Origin of the sequence: Trichormus sp. NMC-1 (assembly GCF_001858025.1) — a bacterium.
Lineage (GTDB): Bacteria > Cyanobacteriota > Cyanobacteriia > Cyanobacteriales > Nostocaceae > Anabaena.
In genome coordinates, this window is the sequence record NZ_LZQD01000007.1 from 67,652 (window position 1) to 90,317 (window position 22,666).

Consider the following 22,666-nt stretch of genomic DNA (forward strand, 5'->3'; position numbering starts at 1 on the left):
TGGCGGGATTCGTGTATTGCGGAAATAACCCGGTTAAAGGTTTGGCCATCCTTCCCAACTTCCTTCCAATTCGCTCTGTTAATCCAATTTTCTGAGCTTGGTTGCTAATCACCTGCATACTGGTTGGATCTATAAATGGTGATGGGATATGAATGCACCCATCTGTCTTATTACCAGTATTGTGCTTACACGGTATAGTTTCCCAAAGTTATAGCTGGAGAAACATTCTACCAGCTTTGGCAGCACAAGGTACAAGAGCGATCGCACCAGATTGGATTGGTTACGGATTTTCTGCTAAACCTGAAAAACAGGATTTTGCTTATACTCCCGACGCATTTATTACAGCTTTAGAAGGATTTGTGAAAGCTGTAGAATTAGAACGTTTTTCCTTAGTTGTACAAGGATTTTTAGGTTCTGTGGGCTTACAATATGCCTTGCGTCATCCCGAAAAAATTGCCAACATAGCTATTTTAAATACACCCATTTCCACTGCTGCTAAATTACCTTGGAAAATCAAACAAATGGGTTTACCTTTAGCAGGAGAAATGATGACTCAAGACCCTTTATTAGTTGATAGAACTTTAGAAGGTGGTAGTCGTTATCGTATTGAAGATAAAGATTTAGATGTTTATCGTAAACCCTATTTGAAAACTTCTTCATCTGGTCGTGGTTTGCTGTCCACAATTCGTAATTTGCAGCTTGAACAAGCGATGATTGAAATAGAATCTGGGTTTAAAGAATGGCAACAACCCATTTTAGTACAATGGGGAATGATTGACCCTTGGTTGTCGGTGGATATTGCCGAAACCTTTGTGAAATCTGTCCCAAATGGTGAAATAATCAAACTTAATAATGTTGGACATTATCCTCAAGATAAAGCCAATATAACTAACGAATCATATTTTATATGAATTGAGCGATTTTCAGCACCATAGATTATAATTAGCTTAAATAAGCACCTGAAAACAAACTTACATTTTATAACAAGGCAGTCTATATTCAAATGTTTGACGGATTTTGGGATAACGTCTTTCGCTACCCTCGGTACTTGATCAGTATCGTCTTAGGTCTTTTTCTGAATGCCTTTGAGCCATTAAAGCCGCTTTTTAAACGCCCAATCACCTTAATTGCTATTTTGGGCTTTTTTATGGGGAGTCTGTTTTTCTTAACGCTTACTCTCCGGGCGATGCTGGGTTTGAGTACAATCTAGACAAGGGATACACCACCGGGGTTGATCCCTTTGGACTGTGTGTTGTGGGCTTTAGCTGCTTCAAGCAGTGTCCGCTCTAAAAAAAGCATCTATTCATGTTGTACAACCTCTGTGAGAAGGCGGAATTTATATGGCTACAAATCGCCGCGTTTCCCGCGTTGCTGAATTAATTAAACGGGAAGTTAGCCAAATGCTGCTCAACGGTATTAAGGATGACCGTGTGGGTACAGGAATGGTAAGTGTCACTGATGTGGATGTTTCCGGTGACTTGCAACACGCTAAAATCTTCGTCAGCATTTATGGGACAGAGGAAGCTAAGGCTGAAACAATGGCGGGTTTAAAGTCAGCGACGGGTTATGTCCGCAGCGAACTGGGTGCGAGGGTAAGGCTACGTCGCACACCAGAAGTTCTGTTTATTGAAGATCGCTCTATAGAGCGAGGTACTAAAGTGCTGAGTTTATTAAACCAACTCCAGCAGGAGCGTCCAGTGGGGTTCTCAGATGAAAATGAGCCAGAAGTTCACGAATAATTAGCTGAAAATTGACCACATACTGGGTATGGGGTGTAAGAGAAAATGGGGTTTGACCGAAGAGGACGCGGACAGTGGGAGACGCACAGACGCGGAGAGTCGCCTGTGTCCGACGTTCGAAGCAAATGGTTTCAAGCCCCCGACTACAGTCGTGGAGAAGAAAAAAGACATTCCTTGCTGAAATCCCCTGGCTTTAGACATGGGGTGTCCCCGTGTCTCCGTGTCCCCGTGTCTCCGTGTCTTCTTCAATCAGCACTCCGTACTCCTGAACAGTTATACAACCAGAAACCTGGCTCCACACCAGGTTTTTAATATAATTAGGGGTTAAATTAATCCATTAATAGCAGAATAGGTTAAAAAAATGTTAACAGATGGGTTGCTATAAAACTTACTGGTGTAACTTAGCCATTGTAACTTGCAATAGTTTATACCCTATTTCCGGCAAAAAATTGCTGGTCGATTCTTTTATGAAAACATTACAGACTTTACGATATTTATTTAGCTCATATCCAGTCTGGATAATTGCTTCTCAACAAAATTCACCGCGTCAGAGCGTCAGAGCGCGGTTCCCTAATGATAAGTCTATCTCTAGGGTGACGCTAAAGCTAAAAATTGGACACAATATTAAACCGTTAGCAGCACTACTTCTGGTACATTTGCCCAGGGTGGCGTTAGCCATAATGCAGCTTGGGATGAATGACAGGAGCAAATGGGTGCGCCCCTGATTTCGAGTAAGTCGGGTAAGTTAAGTTATGGCAACCGCCGGTGAGGACATCAACAAATGATAAAACTTAGACACAAACAGACTTTCAACTCTGTTACCTGTGAAGATTCACCTGCTATAACTACTCTGGTATTCATAATGTGAAGGGTATTTATCATCAATGTTATGATTCCTTGACAAACTTAATATTTCTTTAGATAATTTACAGGTCTGTAGCGTCAAAATGATAATAGTTCCGTATAGCAAATTACAAAACCTAGCCACAGGTCTAATTATTGCCATCTTTGTTCCTGATTAATATTGGGAATACTATCTAAATGTAAATTTGTGAGTAAAAACATGAGTGTGAATACGGTGCCTTCTATCAATTACTACTCTCTGGATGTCATCCAGGACGAAGCACGCCAACTGGTGCAAAAGGGAATGTTGAGCCGTCAGCAACCAATATATACACTCTGCCAATACATCCCAGCCAGAGAGTGGGTATGTGTTGAATGTGAATTAGAGAAATGTGACTTTTTGTTGCGCGATCGCATTGGTGATTTAATTGGTCGGGAAGAATGGGACAACGACTAGTCAAGGATAAATTTTAGATTTTGGCTTGGGTGTTAAGTAGTGGATGACATGACCAATTACTAGAAGCTAAATCTACGGTATAGCTCTGATTTTAATTTCCCAAGAAAGCAGAAAACCTACAGCCTAAACTTATACTACTTTTGCAGCAAGCCATATGTAAGATTGGCTACGCCTACGCATTGTCCTTTTAAAGTAGTAATTGTTTTGTTTATACTTGTTCAGAGTTGATGACTTTGGACAAGTATATTTTTTTGTACGTGATACTTTGTGAGTTAACCGACTTGCTCTAAATACTGGTTAATATCCTCAATAACGCGAGTGAGTTCAGCTTCTGTAGTTACGCGAAGGTTGACGTTGCGGACAGTGAGCAGAACTTTAGCAGCAAAGGGAGTAGGCCAGATATTAGGATTGCAAAAAACTTCTAAAAAAACCTCGCCAGTGTAGCGATATTCCAAAGGAGGTTGGGGAGTAACTTTACCACCACCTGGAGTGGGTTTAGCAGTAACAGCTTTCAGACTTGTCATTAATTCGTCTATTGCTGCTTTTAATTCTCGTGCGGCTTGGGGTGAAAAACTAAAGGATACAGAACCTTCACCTAGATTCAGTGTGAGAGAGGTAGAAGACATAGAGCTTTTTGGTTAAAACTTCTTGGTAATTACATATTTTACTGGATGGGGTGATGGGGTGAAAAATTGCTGCTTTTTTGGCAGGATCAAAAATCGCATCCGTTGGATTTAGACAATTTGCAGATAATGAAACTGGAAAATATCGTAAAATATCTTAGTTATTAATGATAATAATAGTCTGTTATAGGCGATGATAATCCCCAAATACATCAGGATTGTAGCTAATTTTAGTTAAAAATAATCTCAATAAATTAGTAGTAAATTTAGAGGCTGTCGATAGACTTATTCCTTATGGAGTAGGACTTTGATACATTTTATTTGTGTTGATTTGTGCTTTATGTTTTACAGTAGAAGTCATAGAACTTGATGTTATAAATTATCTATGACTTACGATAATCGCGCCGAAGTGCGAAAAGTTTTAATTATTACCCTATTACTTAATTTGTTTGTAATGGGATTAAAGGCATTTGTGGGGTACTCAACAGGTTCTCTCAGTTTGTTAGCTGATGCATTACATAGTGTGACAGATAGCGCCAACAATGTTTTAGGATTGTTTACGAGTAGGTTTTCTTGCCCATATCCAGATCGAGAACATCCCTATGGACACCACAAATTTGAAGCGGTAGGAGCCTTGGGAATTGCGGCTTTTTTAGGAATAGCCTGTTTTGAGATTTTGCAAGGAGCAGTGGAGAGAATTCTTAAGGGTGGTGAACCTGTAAAAATAACAGCAGCAGAACTGTGGTTATTACTGCTTGTCTTAGGTGTGAATATTTTTGTCACCTTTTATGAACGTAGTGTAGGTAAGCGGATAGGTAGCCCAATTTTGATTGCTGACGCTACACATACGATGAGTGATGTTTGGGTGACGATTGCGGTACTTGGTGGTTTGATTGGTATTTGGTGGTTAAATTTTCAATGGCTAGATGTGGTCTTAGCCTTTCCTGTGGCTTTATTGGTATTTTGGAGTGGATGGTCAGTTTTAAAAGAGAATTTGCCTTCTTTAGTCGATGAAATGGCGATCGCTCCCGAAGCCATTCATGCGATCGCTGTTAGTGTTCCTGGAGTGGTTAACTGCCATGATATCGCCTCCCGTGGTGTTCTTGGCCGCCAAGTTTTCGTAGAAATGCATTTAATAGTAGATGCACCAGATGTAGAAACTGCTCACCGTATTACCGAAGAAGTAGAAAACCAATTAGAAGCACGCTTTAGTCCAGTCAGAATTTTAATTCACGTTGAACCCCCAGCATACCAGTCTGAAAGCATTAGCTTTGAACCAGGAGTAAAATAGTATCAGTAACCCAAGTCTTCAGCAAAGGTCGTGGTATTTACTGCTTAAACATTGACTAAGTGTGACTAAATTGGCGATAATTGCCACTAATTCACTTGGATCAACAGGTTTAGCTACATGATTTTGAAAGCCAGCTTCTAAGGCACAGATACGATCCTCACTATCTGCATAAGCAGTAAGAGCAATAGCAGGAACTCGTCCTCCTTCATCTGCTTTGAGCGATCGCACCTTACGAATGAAGGTATAACCATCTTCATCAGGCATAGCGATATCGCAGATTAACGCATCAGGTTTTAACTTAGGTAGTATTTCTATGGCAGACGCAGCCGATGGAACTGCTGTAACACTAGCGCCATCTGCTTCTAAAACTATAGAAACGTAAAAGCGGCTATCTTCATCATCATCAACCACAAGAATGCGTAAGCCAGTTAAAGGGAGATTAGCTTGCATAATATCTCCATTAGTGTTGGGAATTAGAAAGAAGCATATTCAATCAGCTTCTTGTTTTATCCTCAGCCATCAAACCAAGAGTAATTTTACTGCGATCGCTGATCATTTAGCCCAAACAAAAATAAGCTCCATGTTTCCCCCACAAGGAGCGAATGTAGAGACGTTGTATATAAGGGATTGCCAAGAAATAAATTATCCCAATCAACGCATATCTCAGAGGCTCAGAGAGAGGAGAAATAGATAGGACTTACGCAAGATTGAACTCAAAACCTGATTCTTGCGTAGGGGTAATTCATGAATTACCCCTACTTCCGGTCTGTTTTGCGTAAGTCCTGATAGAGAAGATTTTCCGCTATTTTTGGGATATTTTCTGATTTGTAATCTCAAGTCCGGTTAATTGCTTAACAAAAAACTCTCCGCTTAAAAAGGAAGAAGTACGTTCGCGCAGCTTGTCCTTCAGGACAAAGACAGAGGGCAGAAGGGAATCCCCATAAATAAATTTAGGGGATTTAACAAAGACACAGGCGACTCTCCGCGTCTCCCACTCTGGAGCGTCCTCTTCAGTCAACCGGACACGATATCATTCCCATTCAATGGTTCCAGGTGGCTTAGAAGTGATATCGTAAACCACGCGGTTTACCCCTTTCACCTCGTTGACAATGCGGGTAGAAATCGCTTCTAAGACCTCATAAGGCACACGCGCCCAATCCGCTGTCATCCCATCTTCACTAGTGACAATCCGCAAGACAATCGGGTAAGCGTAGGTACGTTTATCACCCATTACACCCACACTCCGAATCGGTAGCAATACAGCGAATGCTTGCCAAACTTCATGATACAAGCCGCGCTGGTTAATTTCTTGGCGGACAATTAAATCGGCATCGCGTAAAATATTTAACCTGTCGGCGGTGACTTCACCTAAAATGCGAATTGCTAAACCAGGCCCTGGGAAAGGTTGTCTTTGGACAATTTCTTCTGGTAAACCGATAGAACGACCAACTTTGCGGACTTCATCTTTAAAGAGTTTCCGCAATGGTTCCACCAGTTTAAATCTCAAGTCTTTGGGTAAACCACCAACATTGTGATGACTCTTGATTTTGACTGCTACCCGTTCACCTGTTTTAGGATCAACGTTGGTATCAGCAGATTCAATTACATCTGGATACAATGTACCTTGAGCTAGGTAGTCAAAATGACCAAGGTCTTTGGATGTTTCTTCAAAGACGCTAATAAATTCATGTCCTATGCGGCGGCGTTTTTCTTCGGGGTCTGTGACACCGGCAATAGCGGCAATAAAGCGATCGCGTGCATTCACATATTTTACCGGAATGTGAAACTGTTCTTGGAACAACTTCAACAATCTTTCTGGCTCTAACTTCCGCATAAAGCCTTGATCAATAAACACACAAGTCAGCTGTTCACCAATGGCTTTATACAGCAAAAATGCCAGAGTTGAAGAATCTACACCTCCAGAAAGCGCCAACAGCACCCGCTTATCACCGACTCTAGCGCGAATTTCCCGAATAGACTCTTCTACAAAAGCTGCTGTTGTCCAAGTCGGTTCACAGTCACAGATGTGATAAACAAAGTTGCGAATTAATGCTAAACCACCAAGGGAATGTACGACTTCAGGATGGAACTGTACACCGTAGAGTTTCTTGTCGTGGTCTGCAATAGCCGCACAGGGAGTATTTTCTGTATGTGCCAGTAATTCAAATCCTGGTGGTATTTGTGTCACTGAGTCGCCATGACTCATCCACATTGTTGTGCCATCTTCAACATTAGTCAGCAAGTCTGTGGGGTCATCTATATATAATGATGCCTTGCCGTATTCACCTCGTTCAGCTTTGGTGACTTCCCCACCCAGTTGGTTGACCATCAGTTGCATACCGTAGCACACACCTAAGATGGGGATTCCCAACTTCCAGATTTCTGGGTCACAATGGGGAGCGTTATCGCCATATACTGAATTTGGACCGCCGGACAAAATAATTCCTTTGGGATTTAGTTGTTGTAAATGTTCAGCTGTTGTCCGATAGGAAAGAACTTCAGAATATACTTGAGTTTCGCGGATACGACGGGCAATTAGTTCTGAATATTGAGAGCCAAAGTCTAAAATTACAATTATTTGGCGATCAAGCTTTCTCAAATTTGATTGTGTTTGAGATGCTTGTTCGGTTGGTAGAGTCACCGCTGTATTCATGATTGCGAGAGTGTGTCTTTAAGGATAAATCGGTCTAATTGTAAGAATTCAGGAGTCAGGAGTCAGAATGCTTATAAAATCAGGAATAGAGAGAATTGAGATTTTCTCAACATCATCAAATTTGACTCGAAAAGCCTTTATTCTTCTGACTTATGTATTCTCTATCCTGAATACTTACGTCAAATTTAACGTGGTCACCATTTCCGGCTTTTTAGGCTAGTAATAGTCAGAAAAACCTATATAGATAGACGCGACTGCTGACGCGTCTGTTGAGCCGATAAATCTAGTTGGGTATGAAAAGCTACAGATGACTCTATAGTAGGTAATCCAAAAAATTATTTATTTGGTTTATTATGATAATTCATAATAAGTTAACATAATTTTTCTATTAACATACCACCAGTTTTACTTTTGACGATAATTTGGCGATCGCGGTCAAAAAGAACTGAACCACAGACTGTGGTGTTCATACCCCTGTCGGTGTGGCTGTGAATATATTCTTGGCAACGAATATCAATGGTTTCAGCAAGGCTACCATAAACTTGATTGACCCAATTACTGGCAGTAGAATGATCGAGCGATCGCAGGTGTTTTAATGCTGCTTCCGCAGTAGGGCTATGAAACACTGTTTGTATATCTGGAGACTGTAAACCCAGCATTGCACAGTGTGCTGCTAAAATTTCCCGTCGGCCATCAGCTAAATGATGATGGGTGTGAAAAATTCCCCCTGCGAGTTTCATCAGTTTACCGTGATAGCCAAATAATAAAATTTCTTTCACTCCTAGCAAGTCAGCTTCTACTAACATCGGTCCAATCCAGTTAGCAGTTTTTACCAATTGTTCCGAATTTATCCCTAGTTTTCGCGCTAAATCTAAGCCGTTTTCGCCAATACAGAAGACTAAATTTTCAAACCGACTAGCTTTATCTTGTAACTCCCCACGAAAAGCTGTGAGTTGATCTGGTGTACTCAAAGGTTGAGAAATCCCCGTTGTTCCTAATAAAGAAAGTCCTTCGACTACACCAAAAGCAGCATTGGAAGTTCTCAGGGCAAGCGATCGCCCTTCCGGTAAAATAATCGTGACGGTGATTTTTTCCCCTGCTGTGAGCAACCGCTGCAAATTCTCTGTTAACAACCTTTGAGCATAACCATAAATTGCAGCTTTCCCCTCACCATTCAATTGCTTACCAATTCCCTCACCACCCTTAATCACAACTGATTCCCCATCTCCCTCGAACCATTGCACCAACGCCCAAATTGGCGTATTTTTAGTCAAATCGAGGTTATCACCCGGATCACTGCGGGTAATTGCCAAAGCGCTATTTTCAGATAGTCCTGCTACTTGTTCAATTGGTATTTCGGCGATTACGTCCGGTTCAATCAAATCTACTGAAGTTACAGACAGGGGTTGACCATGACGTAACCAGTGTAAAGCGGCAACAGCAGCAGCACAAGCAAAAACGGGAAGGGTGTATCCAGAAAGGGACATGAGCAAAATTCACAATGTAAGAATTCAGGAGTAGGGGCGTATTGCAATACGCCCCTACAGGAGTCTTACTTAGACTCCTACTTCTGATAATAGGACTTGCATAGCTTCCCAAGAGATTCCTCTTTCGATATAACGGGGTGATTCAGGATTATAAGGGCTACCGATGCGGTCAATACCGAGAATTGTGGCTTCATCTGGTAAAACAGGTACATCCGGGTCAGAGGCAGTGGGACGCATCAAAGAACTAGAAAAACCTTTAAAAATTGCGATCTTGTCCTGTTCCTCAGTCATGTTGATCGTGACAATTAGGACTTCTTGAGGGCGTTTGACAGTATATTGCTCTAGCCGTTTACCAATGGAATTATTCATCAATCAAAAACCGTGTAACTTATTTACTCATCTGAAGTATTTACATCTGAAATTAATTTTCATTTTTCATCTTTTTTATTGTGTGGCTGAACGCCCCTGTTTGCCTAGCTTAATCAGCACGAAGTAGCTTAAATAAACCACATAAACTACTAAACCAATTATGCCTAGAAAGCTGAGAAAAGCAGGCTTGCTATTGTAATGGAAGTAATCTTTAAACATTAATGGTGCTTCCAACCAAACTCTACAGTAGGAGCTTTTGAGGGAACTTTCAGAAAAAGCACAACCCAAAAAAGGTACAAGAGCTACTGTACTCAGAATACAGTAAACAGTTGTTGCCCAGCGCCAAGATGTGAAAATTAATTTCAATAAACCACTGGATTGATATTCAATTTCATCGTTGATATCAACCCAGAACCATAGAGAAATGGGGATGAGAATACGAGCTATTAAAGCAGAAATAAAACTTACGGCCAATCCACCAATCATTAAGTAAAGTGTTATTAGCAATAAACTTGCTACTCGCCAGTAAATCATTAATAAGCGTTGTATTGCTTCTGATTTTTGTGCAAATGCCCAAATTAGCAGAATCAGGGGAATAATTACTGTAAATAATAAGGCTAATCTATATTCCATCCAGACGTAAGGGCGAAACCAAATTTGTGGCATAAATTGTGTTAGGTTTGTCAGGTTTTTTAGGTGATAAATCTAATATTTATCGAACAGAATTCAGGAGTCAGGAGGAGGCAGTGCGGTGGACGGGTTCCCCGACTTGTAGCAACTGCCGTCAACTGCCGTTCAGAATACAGGAAAGGTATTCTGTGCGAGTGGCGGATGAATAAACGGGTTTAATACCCCCACCAAATCTACGATTTGGTGGTCTACCCTTCCCGGAGGGACACTTCGTGAACGGGAACGCCAAGGGCGAACAATTAGTTGCGAGTCCCAATCCCCGACTGATTGATTCTGACTCCTGGCTCCTTCTTCAATTATCTTTTATTTGATAGTTTAATTAAGGCAAAAAAGCAAGCAACTCATGAATCTGTAGCTGATATTCTGCACTTAGATAAAATAGTACCAGGAAGAATTTAGGAATTCAGCCCAATCTATTTTTTATTCAGCATACCGAGAAAAAATGCTTTCTTTGCTTTCTTTTTCAAGGTTGTGGCTGAGGTTTTGTCCTCTGCATAAACGCCTTCACATTCCCCACACGCAAAAAAAATGAGTAAAGGGAGGATATGAGATGGATATGGAGTGGTGGGAAGGTGCAAGATAATCAGTTAATAGATCGTGGTTGCTTGCCCACTAGACTAGAAGAAAAGGTATTAACTCAATTTCTAGTCTTCGTAAAGTCGGCACTCATCTGCTTCGGGATTAGCATCACAGTATTTTTCTAAAGAGTTTTTTGGCTTCTCTTGACGCTGGTGGGAAGCTTCAGCTTGCAGTTCTTCAACTGCATCCCAAGCCGCAGCACATTCAGGCGAACCGCTACCTGTAGTGTCACAGACTACACGCGCTTGTTCAATTTCTTCCTGGATCTTGTCTTGAATATCGGGATTTGCTGTTTCTTGGATATTTGTCATTGTTTTAGTCTCGTTATGTGTTGTTTATACCAGTGTAGAAAAAAATTCAAAAATTGCAGTGTTTTCTCTATCGCTTACTATTCTAACCACTGACCTGATCAGTTCGTATTTGAGCCTGATAATCCATAACTAATACAACAAATTGCCTCATCTGTACTGTGTTCTCCTCTATGTTTTAAGATTTTGTGGGGACAGTACTACAGAAAAACAATCATACAATATATTTAAATGCATCTGGCAAGAAGTCACCGTCCTAGATGCGGGGGTAGATGAAGGGCTGGTGCATGAACTTTTGTCGGATGCAATACTTCCCTAGATAAAACCATCAATTACTAGCCTCAATAGAGAAAGAAGCCCAGAACTCATGGCAGACAAAATGCAGTGGGCAAATGCCCTATCAACCCGTCCTTCTTTAGAAGCAGCTGTTGCAGATGTGGTACAACAAGCTGTCTCATCTTTAACAGCACCTGCGGATCTGGGGCTGGTGTTCATTTCGTCTGCTTTTACAAGTGAATATTCCCGACTCTTGCCATTGCTGGCAGAAAAACTTTCAGTACCTGTGCTGATTGGTTGTAGTGCTGCTGGTGTAGTGGGTAGGAGAGAACCAGGAAAAACCGAAGAAATAGAAGCAGAACCAGCTATCAGTTTGACTTTAGCCCATCTTCCAGGGGTGAATATCCAGGCTTTTCATGTTGTGGCTGAAGAATTACCTGATTTAGATAGTTCTCCCGATGCTTGGATTGATTTAGTCGGTGTGCCACCATCACCAGTACCCCAATTTATCTTATTGTCTAGTGCGTTTTCGTCAGGAACTAATGATTTATTGCAGGGCTTAGATTTTGCTTATCCGGGTTCGGTAGTTGTGGGGGGACAAGCTAGTGGTGGGTTTGTGAGTGATCGGATCGCTTTATTTTGTCACAACCGCTTATATCGTGAGGGGACGGTGGGTTTAGCTTTGAGTGGTGATATTGTGCTGGAAACAATTGTGGCCCAAGGATGCCGACCGATTGGCCAGCCATTGCGTGTGACTAAAGCTGAACGCAATATTATTTTGGAGTTAGATGAGCAAGTACCTTTAGTAATTTTGCGAGATTTGATTGGTAGTCTTAGTGAACAGGAACGTTTACTGGCACAGAATTCTCTGTTTGTTGGTTTAGCAATGAATGAGTTTAAACCTTCTTTACAGCAGGGTGATTTTTTAATTCGCAATTTACTGGGTGTAGATCCATCCGCTGGTGCGATCGCTATTGGCGATCGCGTTCGTCCTGGTCAAAGGTTACAATTTCACCTGCGGGATGCTCAAGCTTCTGCTGAAGACCTAGAATTGCTTTTACAAGAATATCTTGACAACAACCGTAGTGAATCCTCTCCTTTGGCAGCTTTGATGTTTAGTTGTGTTGGACGTGGTGCAGGACTTTACGGTCAGCCTAATTTTGATTCTCAGCTATTTAAGCGTTACTTTCATGACATCCCCATAGGCGGTTTTTTCGGTAGTGGTGAAATCGGACCTGTGAGTGAGAGAACTTTCCTTCATGGTTACACTTCCGTGTTTGCAATTTGCAGACAACTTAATTCGTAGGGAATATAATTAAATGTGCGTAACTTGAAACTCTTGTAGGGACAATTCATGAATTGTCCCTATATTATTAAATGATAAATTATGAATAATATCTTGAAAATAGGCACTTTGCTTAAAGCTAGTGATAAAATTTTTGATGTTTATGAATTTAAAAGTGAGAAGAAACAATATTTAACTGTGGAAATAGTTAGTAATGATTTCAATCCTATTTTCACTATTCGTAAATTAGATGATCAGAATTTTATGTCCGTGACAGATGTTGCAAATAAAGACAATAATTTCACGGCTACTATTATGGTAGAAAAAGGTGAATACGAGTTGAAAATTAAATCAGAAAATGCAGCTTTAGGAGATTATGTTATTAAAGCTTGGATAACTGATATGAAGTAACCATCTCTCGTCTCTCGTTCCCAGTCTCCAGACTGGGAATGCTTTGATAGAGTCTCTGACTCTACTTTAAGGAAGCCGGAGTCTTCCATTATTCATTCCCATACAGAGTATGGGAACGAGAAAAAACGAGATTTAATAGTGTGGAAACGCACGAATTTTGTTAAAGCTGGTTTTCCTCCTCAACGGAGATGTGACGAAGTCACACCGAAATTAAAAGATGCTTATGATAATGGAACTTTGAAAACTTTAACTTGGGGTTATTCTGAAGCTGAAAATGATCCTAATAAAAGATTTAAGTCTTTATGTACGACGACAGGAAAAGATTGTCATACTTTGATTTTAACATTGTTAGATTCAGATGATCATGAGCAAGAATTGAAAGACTTTACTGCTGTGTTAAATGGTGACGCTAAGGAAGCCTTCATGCAAGATTCCTGTTCAGTAAAACCTCGTCATAATTTAACTTGTACTGTTGATATTTTCAAGGTGTTTCAAGCCAGGGAATAAATTCCCTGTCTGAAAGCTAAAGTCGGTTGAAACCGACTGAATGGAAGGGGTTTTTTAGTCCGTTTTAACGGACTTCTGCTATTAGACGGGGAATTGATTCCCCGACGGGTTATGAAACAAACGGAAAATTAACCAATTACCAAATTATATATTACCAGGAGTATCATCTATGAAATTACACAAATTATCCCATTTATTATTATTCTTTATTCTCCTATTTCCCGCTTCTCCGATTATTATCACTGGTTGTAGTTCTTCCCTATTCGCACGCAAACCAGGGACATTATCAGAATCAGAATTAAAGAATATCTTAAAAGAAATTACCGTCAAAGTCCTAGTTGATGATAAAGAAGCAGCTTCAGGAACAATTATCAAAAAACAAAACGGTTTTTATACTGTTCTCACTAATTATCATGTGATAGAAAATGCTAAATCTGTGAAAATTGTCACTCCAGATAATCAAGTTTATCCGGTTGAATTTTCTAAGGTAGATAGACAAGATAATAAAAAAGATGATTTATATGATTTAGCTAAATTGACTTTTAGCAGTGAAACCACTTATTTAGTTGCTGGTTTAGGGGAAGAGAATATTAAACCAGGAGAAAAGGTTTTTGCTGGAGGATATGTTAAAGGTAATTTGCAAACTACCAAAGGTACAGCGAAATTATTTTTAAATCAGCCGTTAATTAAAGGACAGCAAATAGCTTATGATAATGATATTCGACAGGGGATGAGTGGGGGAGCAATTATTAATGAAAATGGTTATTTGGTGGGGATAAATAGTAAACTTGCTCACCCGGTTTTACAAACTGATTTTCGCTATTTACAAGGTGAACAACCTGATGAGAAGACTTTAAAGGAATGGGGTAATTATAGTTGGGGAATTGCGGTTAATTTAGTTGATGAAGCTGCACCTGATTTAGCTTTGTTTCCTGAGAGGGTAATTAGGAAAATTGGGGGTATTCCGGCTAAGGTTTTAGATATTGCTAAACTGTCTTCGGTGCAGATTAAAAAAGCTGATGGTGGTATTGGTAGCGGGGTAATTATTGCTAAGGATAAGGATATTTATTATGTGTTAACTGCTGCTCATGTGGTGGAAGATAAACAGGAGTATCAAGTTGTTGCACCTGATAAACAAGTATATAAGGTGGATAATCAGACTATTCGCACCAGAAAGGGACTTGATATGGCTGTTTTACAGTTTCGTAGTTCTCAGGTTTATCAAGTTGCTACTTTGGGGGATTATGAGTTAAAAGAACAATTTGTTTTTCTTTATGGTTGGAAGGGGGAAGAGTTAAATCATCCTTCTTTGTTTAGTGTGGGAATTATGGGAAATTCAGAGGCAAGAGAGGTTTATGCGAAAACAAAAGGCTATGAATTAGCATATTTTAATGAAGGATTTCCGGGCATGAGTGGGGGTGGTATTTGGGATACGGAAGGGCAATTAGTTGGTATTCATAATTATGCAGAAACAGATTTTGTAGGACTTAGTTTAGGTTTATCTATTGAGAGTTTTTTATTTTATCAATCAGAGAGATTATGGCAGTTACCACCAGTTAAATTAAATGTTGCTAAAAATCAAGCAAAATCGGCAGATATAAATTCTATGATTTTATCATTATTACCAACTTATAATGCACCTGATCCTGTGAATGGTACTGGGAAACAATGGCTAACTTATGGTATTCAATTATGGCGACTTGGTAATACAGATAATGCAATTGAAGCAATGAAAGAAGCAGCTATTAAAGATCCACACTCTTGGCAAGCTTATTACAATATTGGTCTTATTTGGTTGTGGGATAAAAAATATAATTCAGCTTTGTTTGCATTTAATACTGCCATTAATAAACAACCAACATTTCATTATTCGTATGCTTTTAAAGGTTTAACTTTTGTACGGTTGAACAAATACGAAAATGCCTTACAAGCATTGAATAAAGCAATTACAGAAGCGAAAAAAAATAAAAAGGAGGATTTTTATCTTTATCAGATTCGTGGAAATATATTTGATAAATTAAATAGATATGATGAGTCTATTGCTGATTTTACACAAGCTATTAAATTTAATCCTAGACTTCCAAGTGCTTACTATAATCGTGGAAATGTTTATAGTCATCAAGGTAATCTAGATATGGCCATTGCTAGTTATACGGAAGCTATTACTATTGATCCTCAATATGACTATGCTTATAAGGGGCGTGCTGATATTTATCTTCAGCAAAGAAAGAATGACTTAGCTATTTCTGATTTTACCCAAGCTATTAAAATTAATCCTCAATATGCAGAGGCTTACAGTCATCGCGCACTTGCTTATATTGTACAAGGAAAGAACGATTTAGCTATTTCTGATTTTACCCAAGCTATTAAAATTAATCCTCAATATGCAGAGGCTTACAGTCATCGCGCACTTGCTTATATTGTACAAGGAAAGAACGATTTAGCTATTTCTGATTTTACCCAAGCTATTAAAATTAATCCTCAATATGCAGAGGCTTACAGTCATCGCGCACTTGCTTATATTGTACAAGGAAAGAACGATTTAGCTATTTCTGATTTTACCCAAGCTATTAAAATTAATCCTCAATATGCAGAGGCTTACAGTCATCGCGCACTTGCTTATATTGTACAAGGAAAGAACGATTTAGCTATTTCTGATTTTACCCAAGCTATTAAAATTAATCCTCAATATGCAGAGGCTTACAGTCATCGCGCACTTGCTTATATTGTACAAGGAAAGAACGATTTAGCTATTTCTGATTTTACCCAAGCTATTAAAATTAATCCTCAATATGCAGAGGCTTACAGTCATCGCGCACTTGCTTATATTGTACAAGGAAAGAACGATTTAGCTATTTCTGATTTTACCCAAGCTATTAAAATTAATCCTCAATATGCAGAGGCTTACAGTCATCGCGCACTTGCTTATATTGTACAAGGAAAGAACGATTTAGCTATTTCTGATTTTACCCAAGCTATTAAAATTAATCCTCAAGATGCAGAAAATTATACCAATAGAGGAAGTATTTATAAAGAACAAGGGAAGAATGACTTAGCTATTGCTGATTTAGATATAGCTATTAAAATTAATCCTCAAGATACTCTTGCTTATAGGCATCGCACAGTTATTTATAGCAAGCAAGGAAAGAATGACTTAGTGATAGCTGACCTTACCAAAATTATTAAACTTGAGCCTCAAAATGCAAACGTTTATATGTTGAGAGGAATTACTTACCGTGAGCAAAAACAATCGGATTTTGCTATTGCTGATTTTAATAAAGCTATTAAGATTAATCCTCTATACGTAGATGCTTATAATGAGCGCGGAGCTATTTACTTTGAGCAAAGAAAAATAGATTTAGCTATTGCTGATTTTGATAAAACCATTAAAATTAATCCTCTATACGCAAATGCTTACAATAATCGCGCAGGTGTTTATTTCTTAAAAGGCAATAAACAACAAGGAATTAAAGATTTAGAAACAGCTAAACAACTCTATCAGCAGCAAGGTGAGATGCAAAAAGCTAACGACATACAAGATGTATTAAATAAATTATAACTTAATATTCTCATTCCTGAATTTACCTTCTATTCTCTACCAATACGTTAAACTAATCAAAAATAACCAAACTAACACCACAACAAATTACCCCATCTGCTAACCGAGAATCAAGAATTGCTAATGATGTATAAATCTCCATAGCAGTTAACAGATAACGCTTCAACATCAAGTATAATTTTAATGATAAAAACTTGAATGATAGGTTTATATGAGGGTAGAATTTGAATGGGATGAAAATAAAGCGCAAATAAACATCAACAAACATGGAATTAGTTGTGAGGAAGCAAAAACAGTATTTGATGATCCATTTGCCTTGATATTTGATGACTTAGCTCATTCCTTCGGTGAAAAAAGAGAGATTATTATTGGTTATTCAAATCAAAATCACTTACTTTTAGTTTGTTTTACCGAAAGAGAAAGTAATTTAATCCGTATTTTTAGCTGTCGTTTACCTACTAAAAAAGAGAGACAAGACTATGAACAAAACACCAATTAATCAGCAAGATGATTTTGAATCAGATGATTTATTACCAGAGTATAATTTCGATTATACAAAAGCTCGTCCTAATCGTTTTGCTACCACCTCAGAAAAGAGAATTAGTGTAATTCTTGATCCTGATGTCGCTCAAGTTTTTCAAACATCAGAAGCAGTGAATCGTGCTTTACGTTGTTTATTGTCTGCTATTCCTGAAAAATAAAGCCATTAGGATTGGTGTGTTTGCATATAATCTCTCAATAAAGCATTGATTTGATTTTGATAAGATTCTCCCTGAGATTTAAACCACTCAATCACGTCTTTATCAATATTCAACATTACTGGTTCTTTTTTTGGTATATATTTTCTGCCACGACGCACTGTTGCTTTGGCAAATTGAGAAGGGGTAATCTCTGGACAGTCGGAAAAATCAATATCTTCATCTGCCATTGTCTCTAATCTTTGCCAATCAGTCAGCGATTTGTTCAAAATAGGTTCGTTGTTCATATTTGGTGGCTTTCCTAGCTGATATAATTCTGATGATATCCTCACGTTCAGTATAGACAATAACTATCACCCATCCTTGAAGAAGTCCTAAAGCAATAAATCTTTGTTCATTATAGTTAAACCGATCATCTTCTATAATAACATTGTCATTTTCAAAAATGATCAAGGCATCTACAAAATTAATACCATGTTTACGAATATTATTTAAACGTTTGTTTTCATCCCATTCAAATTGTAACGTCATAATTTATTGATTAATGCCATTAGAAATTAGAGTTAGAAATAGCCATCATGAACCCAATTGATTATATTAGGAATAATGAAAACTATGGAAATAAATAATATCATGGATGATACAGAAATTAAAATCAAAGGCATCAAAGCACTATATGAATCTCTTGGTTCAGCAGCAGCTATGCGGTTCTTAACCTTGCTACACAAAACCCCTACTGATTATGTAGAAATCTCAAAAACGATATATCAAGATCAAAGTATTGAGGAAATTTTTGCTAGAGCAAAACAAAATTGGCAAGATTAATTATATCAATAGTTTATAGGGGTTTAGCAATGCTAAATCCCTACCTTTTATGTTATAATAGAGTACAAAAAAAGAGTCCTTTATCAGATTATTCAAAAATATGAAAGGATATATCCAAAATCAAACAATTATTCTCCAAGACAGTTTACCCGATACCTTGCAAAATGGTGATGAAGTGGAAATTGTCATCATTCCCATCAAAAAACGTAAGTATCATTTTCCTACATTCAAACTGGATATCAAAGAAGAATATTTAGACAGAGAAAAGATTTATGAACAAGATTAAAGTATTCTTCGACACCAATGTATTAATTTATGCTCATGATGAATCATCAGTTTATCATGAAAACTCTGCCAATTTGTTAAACTTAGTATTTGAAAATCAAATTATAGGAGTTATTGCTGAACAAAATATCATAGAACTATACAGAATTTTAACCAATTCTGTAGCAATGAAAAATCAGGCATTAACGCCACAAGATGTTAACAAGCTAATTACAGAAGTTTATTTAAGTGGTGTTTTTGAAGTCTTATATCCTAACCAATTAACTACAGAGAAAACTTTAGAATTAGCTGTTAATACTAATTGTCTATCAGCCAGAATCTTTGATGTTCGTTTAGCAGGATTAGTAATTACCTATCCAGTAGATTATTTTGCCACATACAATCTTAAACATTTTCTCAATATTCAAGGTTTAAACCCTATGATACCAGATGATATTTTATCAACAATAAAATAGATTTATGGGTATTTTTAGTCATCTTTAGATGACTTTTGCTATGAGACTGGGAATTAATTCCCAGGCGGGTTATCGGTTTTACTGCTAAACCCCTACCAGATGTTATAAATTTTCCATAATCGCTGTAACTTGTGTTTTTAAATCAGATAAATTCTGTTCAATAATCTGCCAAACTAAATTAAGATTTACCTTTAAATAATCATGAATTAAAACATCTCGTAAACCTGCCATTTGCTGCCAAGGAACATCTGAATATTTACTTCTCAACTCAGGTGATAATCTTTTTGTTGCTTCTCCAATGATTTCAAAATTACGAATTACAGCATCTTGAATCATTTTGGTTTGCATAAATTCCTCTTTACCACCTTTCGTATATTCTTCTATTCGTTCAATACATTCTTGAATATTACTTAAATATAAACGCTCATCTTTCATAAAGGTACAGCCTCACTTAATACTTTATCTCTAATTAATTCATGTAAATTACCAGGTTCAGCAATATCCACTTTTCGTCCCAATAATGCTGCTAAATCCTGCATTAAACCAATATAATCAAATAAACTACTTTGCGGTTTTAATTCTACTAAAAAATCTACATCACTATCTGGTGTTGCTTCACCCCTAGCAACAGAACCAAAAACCCGCAGATTATAAGCACCATATTTAGTGGCAATTTTTAATATTTGTTCTCGAAATGGTAGTAATAATTCTTCAATTCCCATAAGTTATTTTTGAAAAACATTAACCCTCTCTATTTTATTAGATTGCATCAGTATTTGTCAATTACGGCTTGAAATAATGAGAAAATTTTCAGGTTTTAGCATTGCTAAACCCCTACGTCTCTGGTTGAATGAGAATATAAAAACATTGATTGGTGGAAAAAATAAAAAAGAGCGATCGCTATCATATAATTAAAATCCAAAAATAGCGATCATTTCTATCTATTATGAAGATGTTTTATCACCAATCACCAATTAACAATCTACTGTTGTTATCAATAGCGGTAGGATGACCAGTATGACTAACTGCACCATATTTTTGAATGTAGCGACGCACTTCTAGGGGAAATTCTGGATAGTCTAAGACTCCATCTCCATCGGCAATAGTTGCCCAAAAGTCTCGCAAATTGGGGGCTAGTTCTTTTGCTTGCGCCAATGGTAGGTTTAAGGGTGGTAAAGTTAGTAACTTGATCAGGAAGGGGAAAGAGCGATCGCCCATCCATTCTTTTGATGACTGCTGTAAGTTGGGAAAATCTGGAACTGATTCCACGCGATGAGATATAATTTGTAACCATTCCCTACCGACATGATCCCGTTGAAACTCTAGAACACGATAAGGATGAGGATAGCTGACTAAGGAACCAGTGGTAATATCATATACTCCATCTGCACAAGCTACATCCTGAACGTGCAAATGCCCTGTAAAGACTAATCTAACTCCATGTTTACGTAATAAGTCTAGTAGCTCTGGTGCATTTTCTAGCATATAGCGATTTGCCATAGGGTGGTTTGATTGATTAGGCAAATGCTCAACCACATTATGATGCACCATTACCAAAACCAATTCATCCCCAATCGCTGCTAGTTCTGATTCTAGCCATTTGAGTTGTTTTTCATCCAAACGCCCGATCTGCTTACCCTGGTCATCAAATGAGTTAGAATTTAGACCTATCAGCCGCACTCCTGGCAATAATTGACAATTGTAGTAAGATTGCTCTGGGTTTTCATAGCCAAACTTGCGGTAATAGTGAGGGAAATCAGCGAAAGCAATTGATTGCTCATTTGCCATTAACACGGGTACGTCATGATTACCAGGAACAACATAGACAGGAAAAGGAAGTTGAGATAACTTTGTTTGCAACCAAGCGTGGTTTTCTGGTTCACCGTGTTGGGTTAAGTCTCCGGGAATCAAGAGAAAATCTAAATCGAGTTGGATTAAATGTTCTAGTACACTTTCAAAGGCTGGAATACTGACTTCGACAAGATGAAAGCGGCTAGGATGATCCCAAATTGTATGGGGAAGCCCAATGTGTAAGTCACTAACTATGGCAAAACGAAAATTGATATTATTCATTGATTTAAGAAAATGTTAAAAGCAGAAGAGCAAATACTCTTTTTCCCAAAGTATAACTCTTGCTTTGGCTGACTGGGGATCAGCAGTCAGACTTAATATTTGTACACATTTATGTTGAATTTTTTTACCTCAAGGAGATTTGATTTTGGCAGTTGTCCGAGTTCGTCAACACGTTAACCCACTTGCTAACAAGTATCAAATACCAGCGAATCCCCTGGAGTGGGAGAAGGTTTATCCACAGCCTAACCAGCCCCTACACTTAGATATTGGTTGCGCTAGGGGCAGGTTTTTACTAGAAATGGCACAAGCAGAACCAAACTGGAATTTTTTAGGTTTGGAAATTCGGGAACCTTTGGTTGTAGATGCCAATAGGTTGCGTTGTGAGTCGGGTTTAACAAATTTGCATTATTTATTTTGCAATGTTAATAACTCATTAACACCTCTTTTATCGACTTTAACACCAGGAATTTTACAGCGCGTAACCATTCAATTCCCTGATCCTTGGTTTAAAAACCGCCATGCTAAAAGGCGTGTAGTGCAACCAGAGTTAGTGACAGAATTAGCCGGTTATTTGGCGGTGGGAGGAGTTGTATTTGTGCAATCTGATCAAAAATTTATTGCTGTGGAAATGTGCGATCGCTTTTCTGAACACCCAGCGTTTGTGAAAATGGGTACAGAGGAATGGTTAGCAGAGAATCCTCTCCCAGTTCCCACAGAACGGGAAATAGGCACTATTAACAAGGGTGAACCAGTTTATCGGGCTTTGTTTGTGAAACGGGAAGTCGTGAATATAGACTCCCCTGTTTAAAATAATTCCTAATCACATATCTTGCACCAAGCCCTAACGAATAGAATTCGTGGCTACACAAACTAAGTCCGCCTGCGCGGACTCACGGAAAATCAGTGGTTTCAAACCCGCGTAGGCGGGTTTTGTCTGTCTAGCCGGGACTTCCAGTCGCCAGGTGCAAGATGTGAGTAATAATGCCTCCGGTTCCGTCAGGGATACGTAATTCGTAATTTGTAACTAAGTTTTGTAAAAGGAAATATTGCTGGTGTTATCAACTGGAATTTAGACTTTAGCACAGGTGAAATTCAAGGAAATGCACCATTTTTAGCAGCAGTAATGGCAAATTATCCAGGAATTTTAGCTACCATTACAGTTACAAATAACAAAAACATCATCGCCAAAAATCCCAGAAAGATGGACATAAAGAAAAATCTGTGGTAGTTAAGCCAATAGAACCATCTGCTAT

30 protein-coding genes are annotated in these 22,666 nt (G+C 38.4%); 17 read left to right on the forward strand and 13 right to left on the reverse strand.

Going from position 1 to position 22,666, the window contains the following annotated elements; all coding sequences use genetic code 11:
* Positions 1-152: 152 nt before the first annotated feature.
* The 4 genes from A9Y75_RS19970 (at position 153) to A9Y75_RS29820 (ending at position 2,051) form a co-directional block, all read left to right on the forward strand.
* Positions 153-911: an alpha/beta fold hydrolase gene (locus A9Y75_RS19970; RefSeq protein ID WP_236721479.1), complete on the forward strand. Its 759-nt coding sequence runs from the start codon at positions 153-155 to the stop codon at positions 909-911.
* Positions 912-1,003: 92 nt separating this feature from the next.
* Positions 1,004-1,210 (forward strand): DUF751 family protein, encoded by a 207-nt coding sequence (locus A9Y75_RS26855; protein WP_083389686.1) that lies wholly within the window; start codon positions 1,004-1,006, stop codon positions 1,208-1,210.
* Between the two features lie 130 nt (positions 1,211-1,340).
* Positions 1,341-1,739 carry a 30S ribosome-binding factor RbfA gene (rbfA, locus tag A9Y75_RS19975; protein ID WP_071191292.1) on the forward strand — a complete coding sequence of 133 codons (399 nt, stop codon included), beginning with the start codon at positions 1,341-1,343 and terminating at the stop codon, positions 1,737-1,739.
* Between the two features lie 105 nt (positions 1,740-1,844).
* On the forward strand, positions 1,845-2,051 hold the full coding sequence (locus tag A9Y75_RS29820; RefSeq protein ID WP_177176253.1) for a hypothetical protein: 207 nt from the start codon (positions 1,845-1,847) through the stop codon (positions 2,049-2,051).
* A gap of 235 nt (positions 2,052-2,286) precedes the next feature.
* Here the strand turns inward: A9Y75_RS29820 and A9Y75_RS30250 are convergent, their stop codons facing one another.
* A complete protein-coding gene (locus A9Y75_RS30250) occupies positions 2,287-2,418 on the reverse strand; it encodes a hypothetical protein (protein ID WP_269086318.1) in 132 nt (43 codons plus the stop codon).
* A gap of 384 nt (positions 2,419-2,802) precedes the next feature.
* Between A9Y75_RS30250 and A9Y75_RS19985 the strand changes: the two genes are divergently transcribed.
* On the forward strand, positions 2,803-3,039 hold the full coding sequence (locus A9Y75_RS19985; protein ID WP_016953171.1) for a DUF4327 family protein: 237 nt from the start codon (positions 2,803-2,805) through the stop codon (positions 3,037-3,039).
* 272 nt (positions 3,040-3,311) lie between these two features.
* Here A9Y75_RS19985 and A9Y75_RS19990 read toward each other — a convergent pair whose 3' ends face one another.
* A complete protein-coding gene (locus A9Y75_RS19990) occupies positions 3,312-3,665 on the reverse strand; it encodes a hypothetical protein (RefSeq protein ID WP_071191294.1) in 354 nt (117 codons plus the stop codon).
* 382 nt (positions 3,666-4,047) lie between these two features.
* Here A9Y75_RS19990 and A9Y75_RS19995 point away from each other — a divergent pair, with 382 nt between their 5' ends.
* Positions 4,048-4,953: a cation diffusion facilitator family transporter gene (locus tag A9Y75_RS19995; RefSeq protein WP_071191295.1), complete on the forward strand. Its 906-nt coding sequence runs from the start codon at positions 4,048-4,050 to the stop codon at positions 4,951-4,953.
* An 18-nt stretch (positions 4,954-4,971) separates the two neighbouring features.
* On the opposite strand, the gene A9Y75_RS20000 is transcribed toward A9Y75_RS19995, so the two are convergent.
* The 5 genes from A9Y75_RS20000 to A9Y75_RS20020 form a co-directional block, all read right to left on the reverse strand.
* Complete coding sequence (locus A9Y75_RS20000; protein ID WP_071191296.1) at positions 4,972-5,403, reverse strand: response regulator; 432 nt, start codon at positions 5,401-5,403, stop codon at positions 4,972-4,974.
* A gap of 580 nt (positions 5,404-5,983) precedes the next feature.
* Positions 5,984-7,606: a glutamine-hydrolyzing GMP synthase gene (gene guaA / locus A9Y75_RS20005; RefSeq protein ID WP_071191297.1), complete on the reverse strand. Its 1,623-nt coding sequence runs from the start codon at positions 7,604-7,606 to the stop codon at positions 5,984-5,986.
* A gap of 371 nt (positions 7,607-7,977) precedes the next feature.
* Entirely contained in the window at positions 7,978-9,093 is a 1,116-nt protein-coding gene (gene cbiD / locus A9Y75_RS20010) for a cobalt-precorrin-5B (C(1))-methyltransferase CbiD (protein ID WP_071191298.1), read from the reverse strand.
* A 69-nt stretch (positions 9,094-9,162) separates the two neighbouring features.
* The gene (locus A9Y75_RS20015; RefSeq protein ID WP_071191299.1) at positions 9,163-9,462 is read right to left on the reverse strand and encodes a hypothetical protein; all 300 of its coding nucleotides are present in this window, start codon (positions 9,460-9,462) and stop codon (positions 9,163-9,165) included.
* Between the two features lie 75 nt (positions 9,463-9,537).
* On the reverse strand, positions 9,538-10,128 hold the full coding sequence (locus A9Y75_RS20020) for a DUF3177 family protein (protein WP_071191300.1): 591 nt from the start codon (positions 10,126-10,128) through the stop codon (positions 9,538-9,540).
* Positions 10,129-10,133: 5 nt separating this feature from the next.
* Here A9Y75_RS20020 and A9Y75_RS28765 point away from each other — a divergent pair, with 5 nt between their 5' ends.
* Entirely contained in the window at positions 10,134-10,301 is a 168-nt protein-coding gene (locus tag A9Y75_RS28765; RefSeq protein WP_177176254.1) for a hypothetical protein, read from the forward strand.
* Positions 10,302-10,796: 495 nt separating this feature from the next.
* Here the strand turns inward: A9Y75_RS28765 and A9Y75_RS20025 are convergent, their stop codons facing one another.
* Positions 10,797-11,042: a Calvin cycle protein CP12 gene (locus A9Y75_RS20025; RefSeq protein WP_071191301.1), complete on the reverse strand. Its 246-nt coding sequence runs from the start codon at positions 11,040-11,042 to the stop codon at positions 10,797-10,799.
* A 364-nt stretch (positions 11,043-11,406) separates the two neighbouring features.
* Here A9Y75_RS20025 and A9Y75_RS20030 point away from each other — a divergent pair, with 364 nt between their 5' ends.
* From A9Y75_RS20030 to A9Y75_RS20055, 6 genes are all read left to right on the forward strand, one after another.
* Positions 11,407-12,621 carry an FIST N-terminal domain-containing protein gene (locus A9Y75_RS20030; protein ID WP_071191302.1) on the forward strand — a complete coding sequence of 405 codons (1,215 nt, stop codon included), beginning with the start codon at positions 11,407-11,409 and terminating at the stop codon, positions 12,619-12,621.
* A gap of 81 nt (positions 12,622-12,702) precedes the next feature.
* A complete protein-coding gene (locus tag A9Y75_RS20035) occupies positions 12,703-13,011 on the forward strand; it encodes a hypothetical protein (protein ID WP_071191303.1) in 309 nt (102 codons plus the stop codon).
* Positions 13,012-13,101: 90 nt separating this feature from the next.
* Complete coding sequence (locus A9Y75_RS20040; RefSeq protein WP_269086321.1) at positions 13,102-13,518, forward strand: COP23 domain-containing protein; 417 nt, start codon at positions 13,102-13,104, stop codon at positions 13,516-13,518.
* Between the two features lie 169 nt (positions 13,519-13,687).
* Positions 13,688-17,077 (forward strand): tetratricopeptide repeat protein, encoded by a 3,390-nt coding sequence (locus tag A9Y75_RS26860; protein ID WP_083389688.1) that lies wholly within the window; start codon positions 13,688-13,690, stop codon positions 17,075-17,077.
* A gap of 211 nt (positions 17,078-17,288) precedes the next feature.
* Positions 17,289-17,576 carry a BrnT family toxin gene (locus A9Y75_RS20050; protein ID WP_071191304.1) on the forward strand — a complete coding sequence of 96 codons (288 nt, stop codon included), beginning with the start codon at positions 17,289-17,291 and terminating at the stop codon, positions 17,574-17,576.
* Complete coding sequence (locus A9Y75_RS20055) at positions 17,557-17,778, forward strand: hypothetical protein (protein WP_071191305.1); 222 nt, start codon at positions 17,557-17,559, stop codon at positions 17,776-17,778. Before A9Y75_RS20050 ends, A9Y75_RS20055 begins: the two co-directional genes overlap by 20 nt.
* A 5-nt stretch (positions 17,779-17,783) precedes the next feature.
* On the opposite strand, the gene A9Y75_RS20060 is transcribed toward A9Y75_RS20055, so the two are convergent.
* Together A9Y75_RS20060 and A9Y75_RS20065 are read right to left on the reverse strand one after the other, a co-directional pair.
* Positions 17,784-18,062, reverse strand: coding sequence for a BrnA antitoxin family protein (locus A9Y75_RS20060; protein ID WP_071191306.1), 279 nt, complete (start codon positions 18,060-18,062; stop codon positions 17,784-17,786).
* Positions 18,025-18,306, reverse strand: a complete 282-nt coding sequence (locus A9Y75_RS20065) for a BrnT family toxin (RefSeq protein WP_071191307.1) — start codon at positions 18,304-18,306, stop codon at positions 18,025-18,027. Before A9Y75_RS20065 ends, A9Y75_RS20060 begins: the two co-directional genes overlap by 38 nt.
* An 84-nt stretch (positions 18,307-18,390) precedes the next feature.
* On the opposite strand from A9Y75_RS20065, the gene A9Y75_RS20070 reads away from it, so the two are divergent.
* The 3 genes from A9Y75_RS20070 to A9Y75_RS20080 all read left to right on the forward strand — a co-directional run bounded on the left by A9Y75_RS20070 (position 18,391) and on the right by A9Y75_RS20080 (position 19,340).
* Positions 18,391-18,600, forward strand: a complete 210-nt coding sequence (locus A9Y75_RS20070) for a hypothetical protein (RefSeq protein ID WP_016953185.1) — start codon at positions 18,391-18,393, stop codon at positions 18,598-18,600.
* Positions 18,601-18,700: 100 nt separating this feature from the next.
* Positions 18,701-18,886, forward strand: a complete 186-nt coding sequence (locus A9Y75_RS20075; protein WP_071191308.1) for a hypothetical protein — start codon at positions 18,701-18,703, stop codon at positions 18,884-18,886.
* Positions 18,873-19,340, forward strand: coding sequence for a PIN domain-containing protein (locus A9Y75_RS20080; protein WP_071191309.1), 468 nt, complete (start codon positions 18,873-18,875; stop codon positions 19,338-19,340). Before A9Y75_RS20075 ends, A9Y75_RS20080 begins: the two co-directional genes overlap by 14 nt.
* A gap of 102 nt (positions 19,341-19,442) precedes the next feature.
* Here A9Y75_RS20080 and A9Y75_RS20085 read toward each other — a convergent pair whose 3' ends face one another.
* From A9Y75_RS20085 to A9Y75_RS20095, 3 genes are all read right to left on the reverse strand, one after another.
* Positions 19,443-19,775: a DUF86 domain-containing protein gene (locus A9Y75_RS20085; protein WP_071191310.1), complete on the reverse strand. Its 333-nt coding sequence runs from the start codon at positions 19,773-19,775 to the stop codon at positions 19,443-19,445.
* Positions 19,772-20,062 (reverse strand): nucleotidyltransferase family protein, encoded by a 291-nt coding sequence (locus A9Y75_RS20090; protein ID WP_071191311.1) that lies wholly within the window; start codon positions 20,060-20,062, stop codon positions 19,772-19,774. Before A9Y75_RS20090 ends, A9Y75_RS20085 begins: the two co-directional genes overlap by 4 nt.
* Positions 20,063-20,300: 238 nt before the next feature.
* Entirely contained in the window at positions 20,301-21,413 is a 1,113-nt protein-coding gene (locus A9Y75_RS20095; protein ID WP_071191312.1) for a metallophosphoesterase, read from the reverse strand.
* A gap of 145 nt (positions 21,414-21,558) precedes the next feature.
* Here A9Y75_RS20095 and trmB point away from each other — a divergent pair, with 145 nt between their 5' ends.
* The gene (gene trmB, locus A9Y75_RS20100; RefSeq protein WP_071191313.1) at positions 21,559-22,221 is read left to right on the forward strand and encodes a tRNA (guanosine(46)-N7)-methyltransferase TrmB; all 663 of its coding nucleotides are present in this window, start codon (positions 21,559-21,561) and stop codon (positions 22,219-22,221) included.
* Positions 22,222-22,666 lie beyond the last annotated feature (445 nt).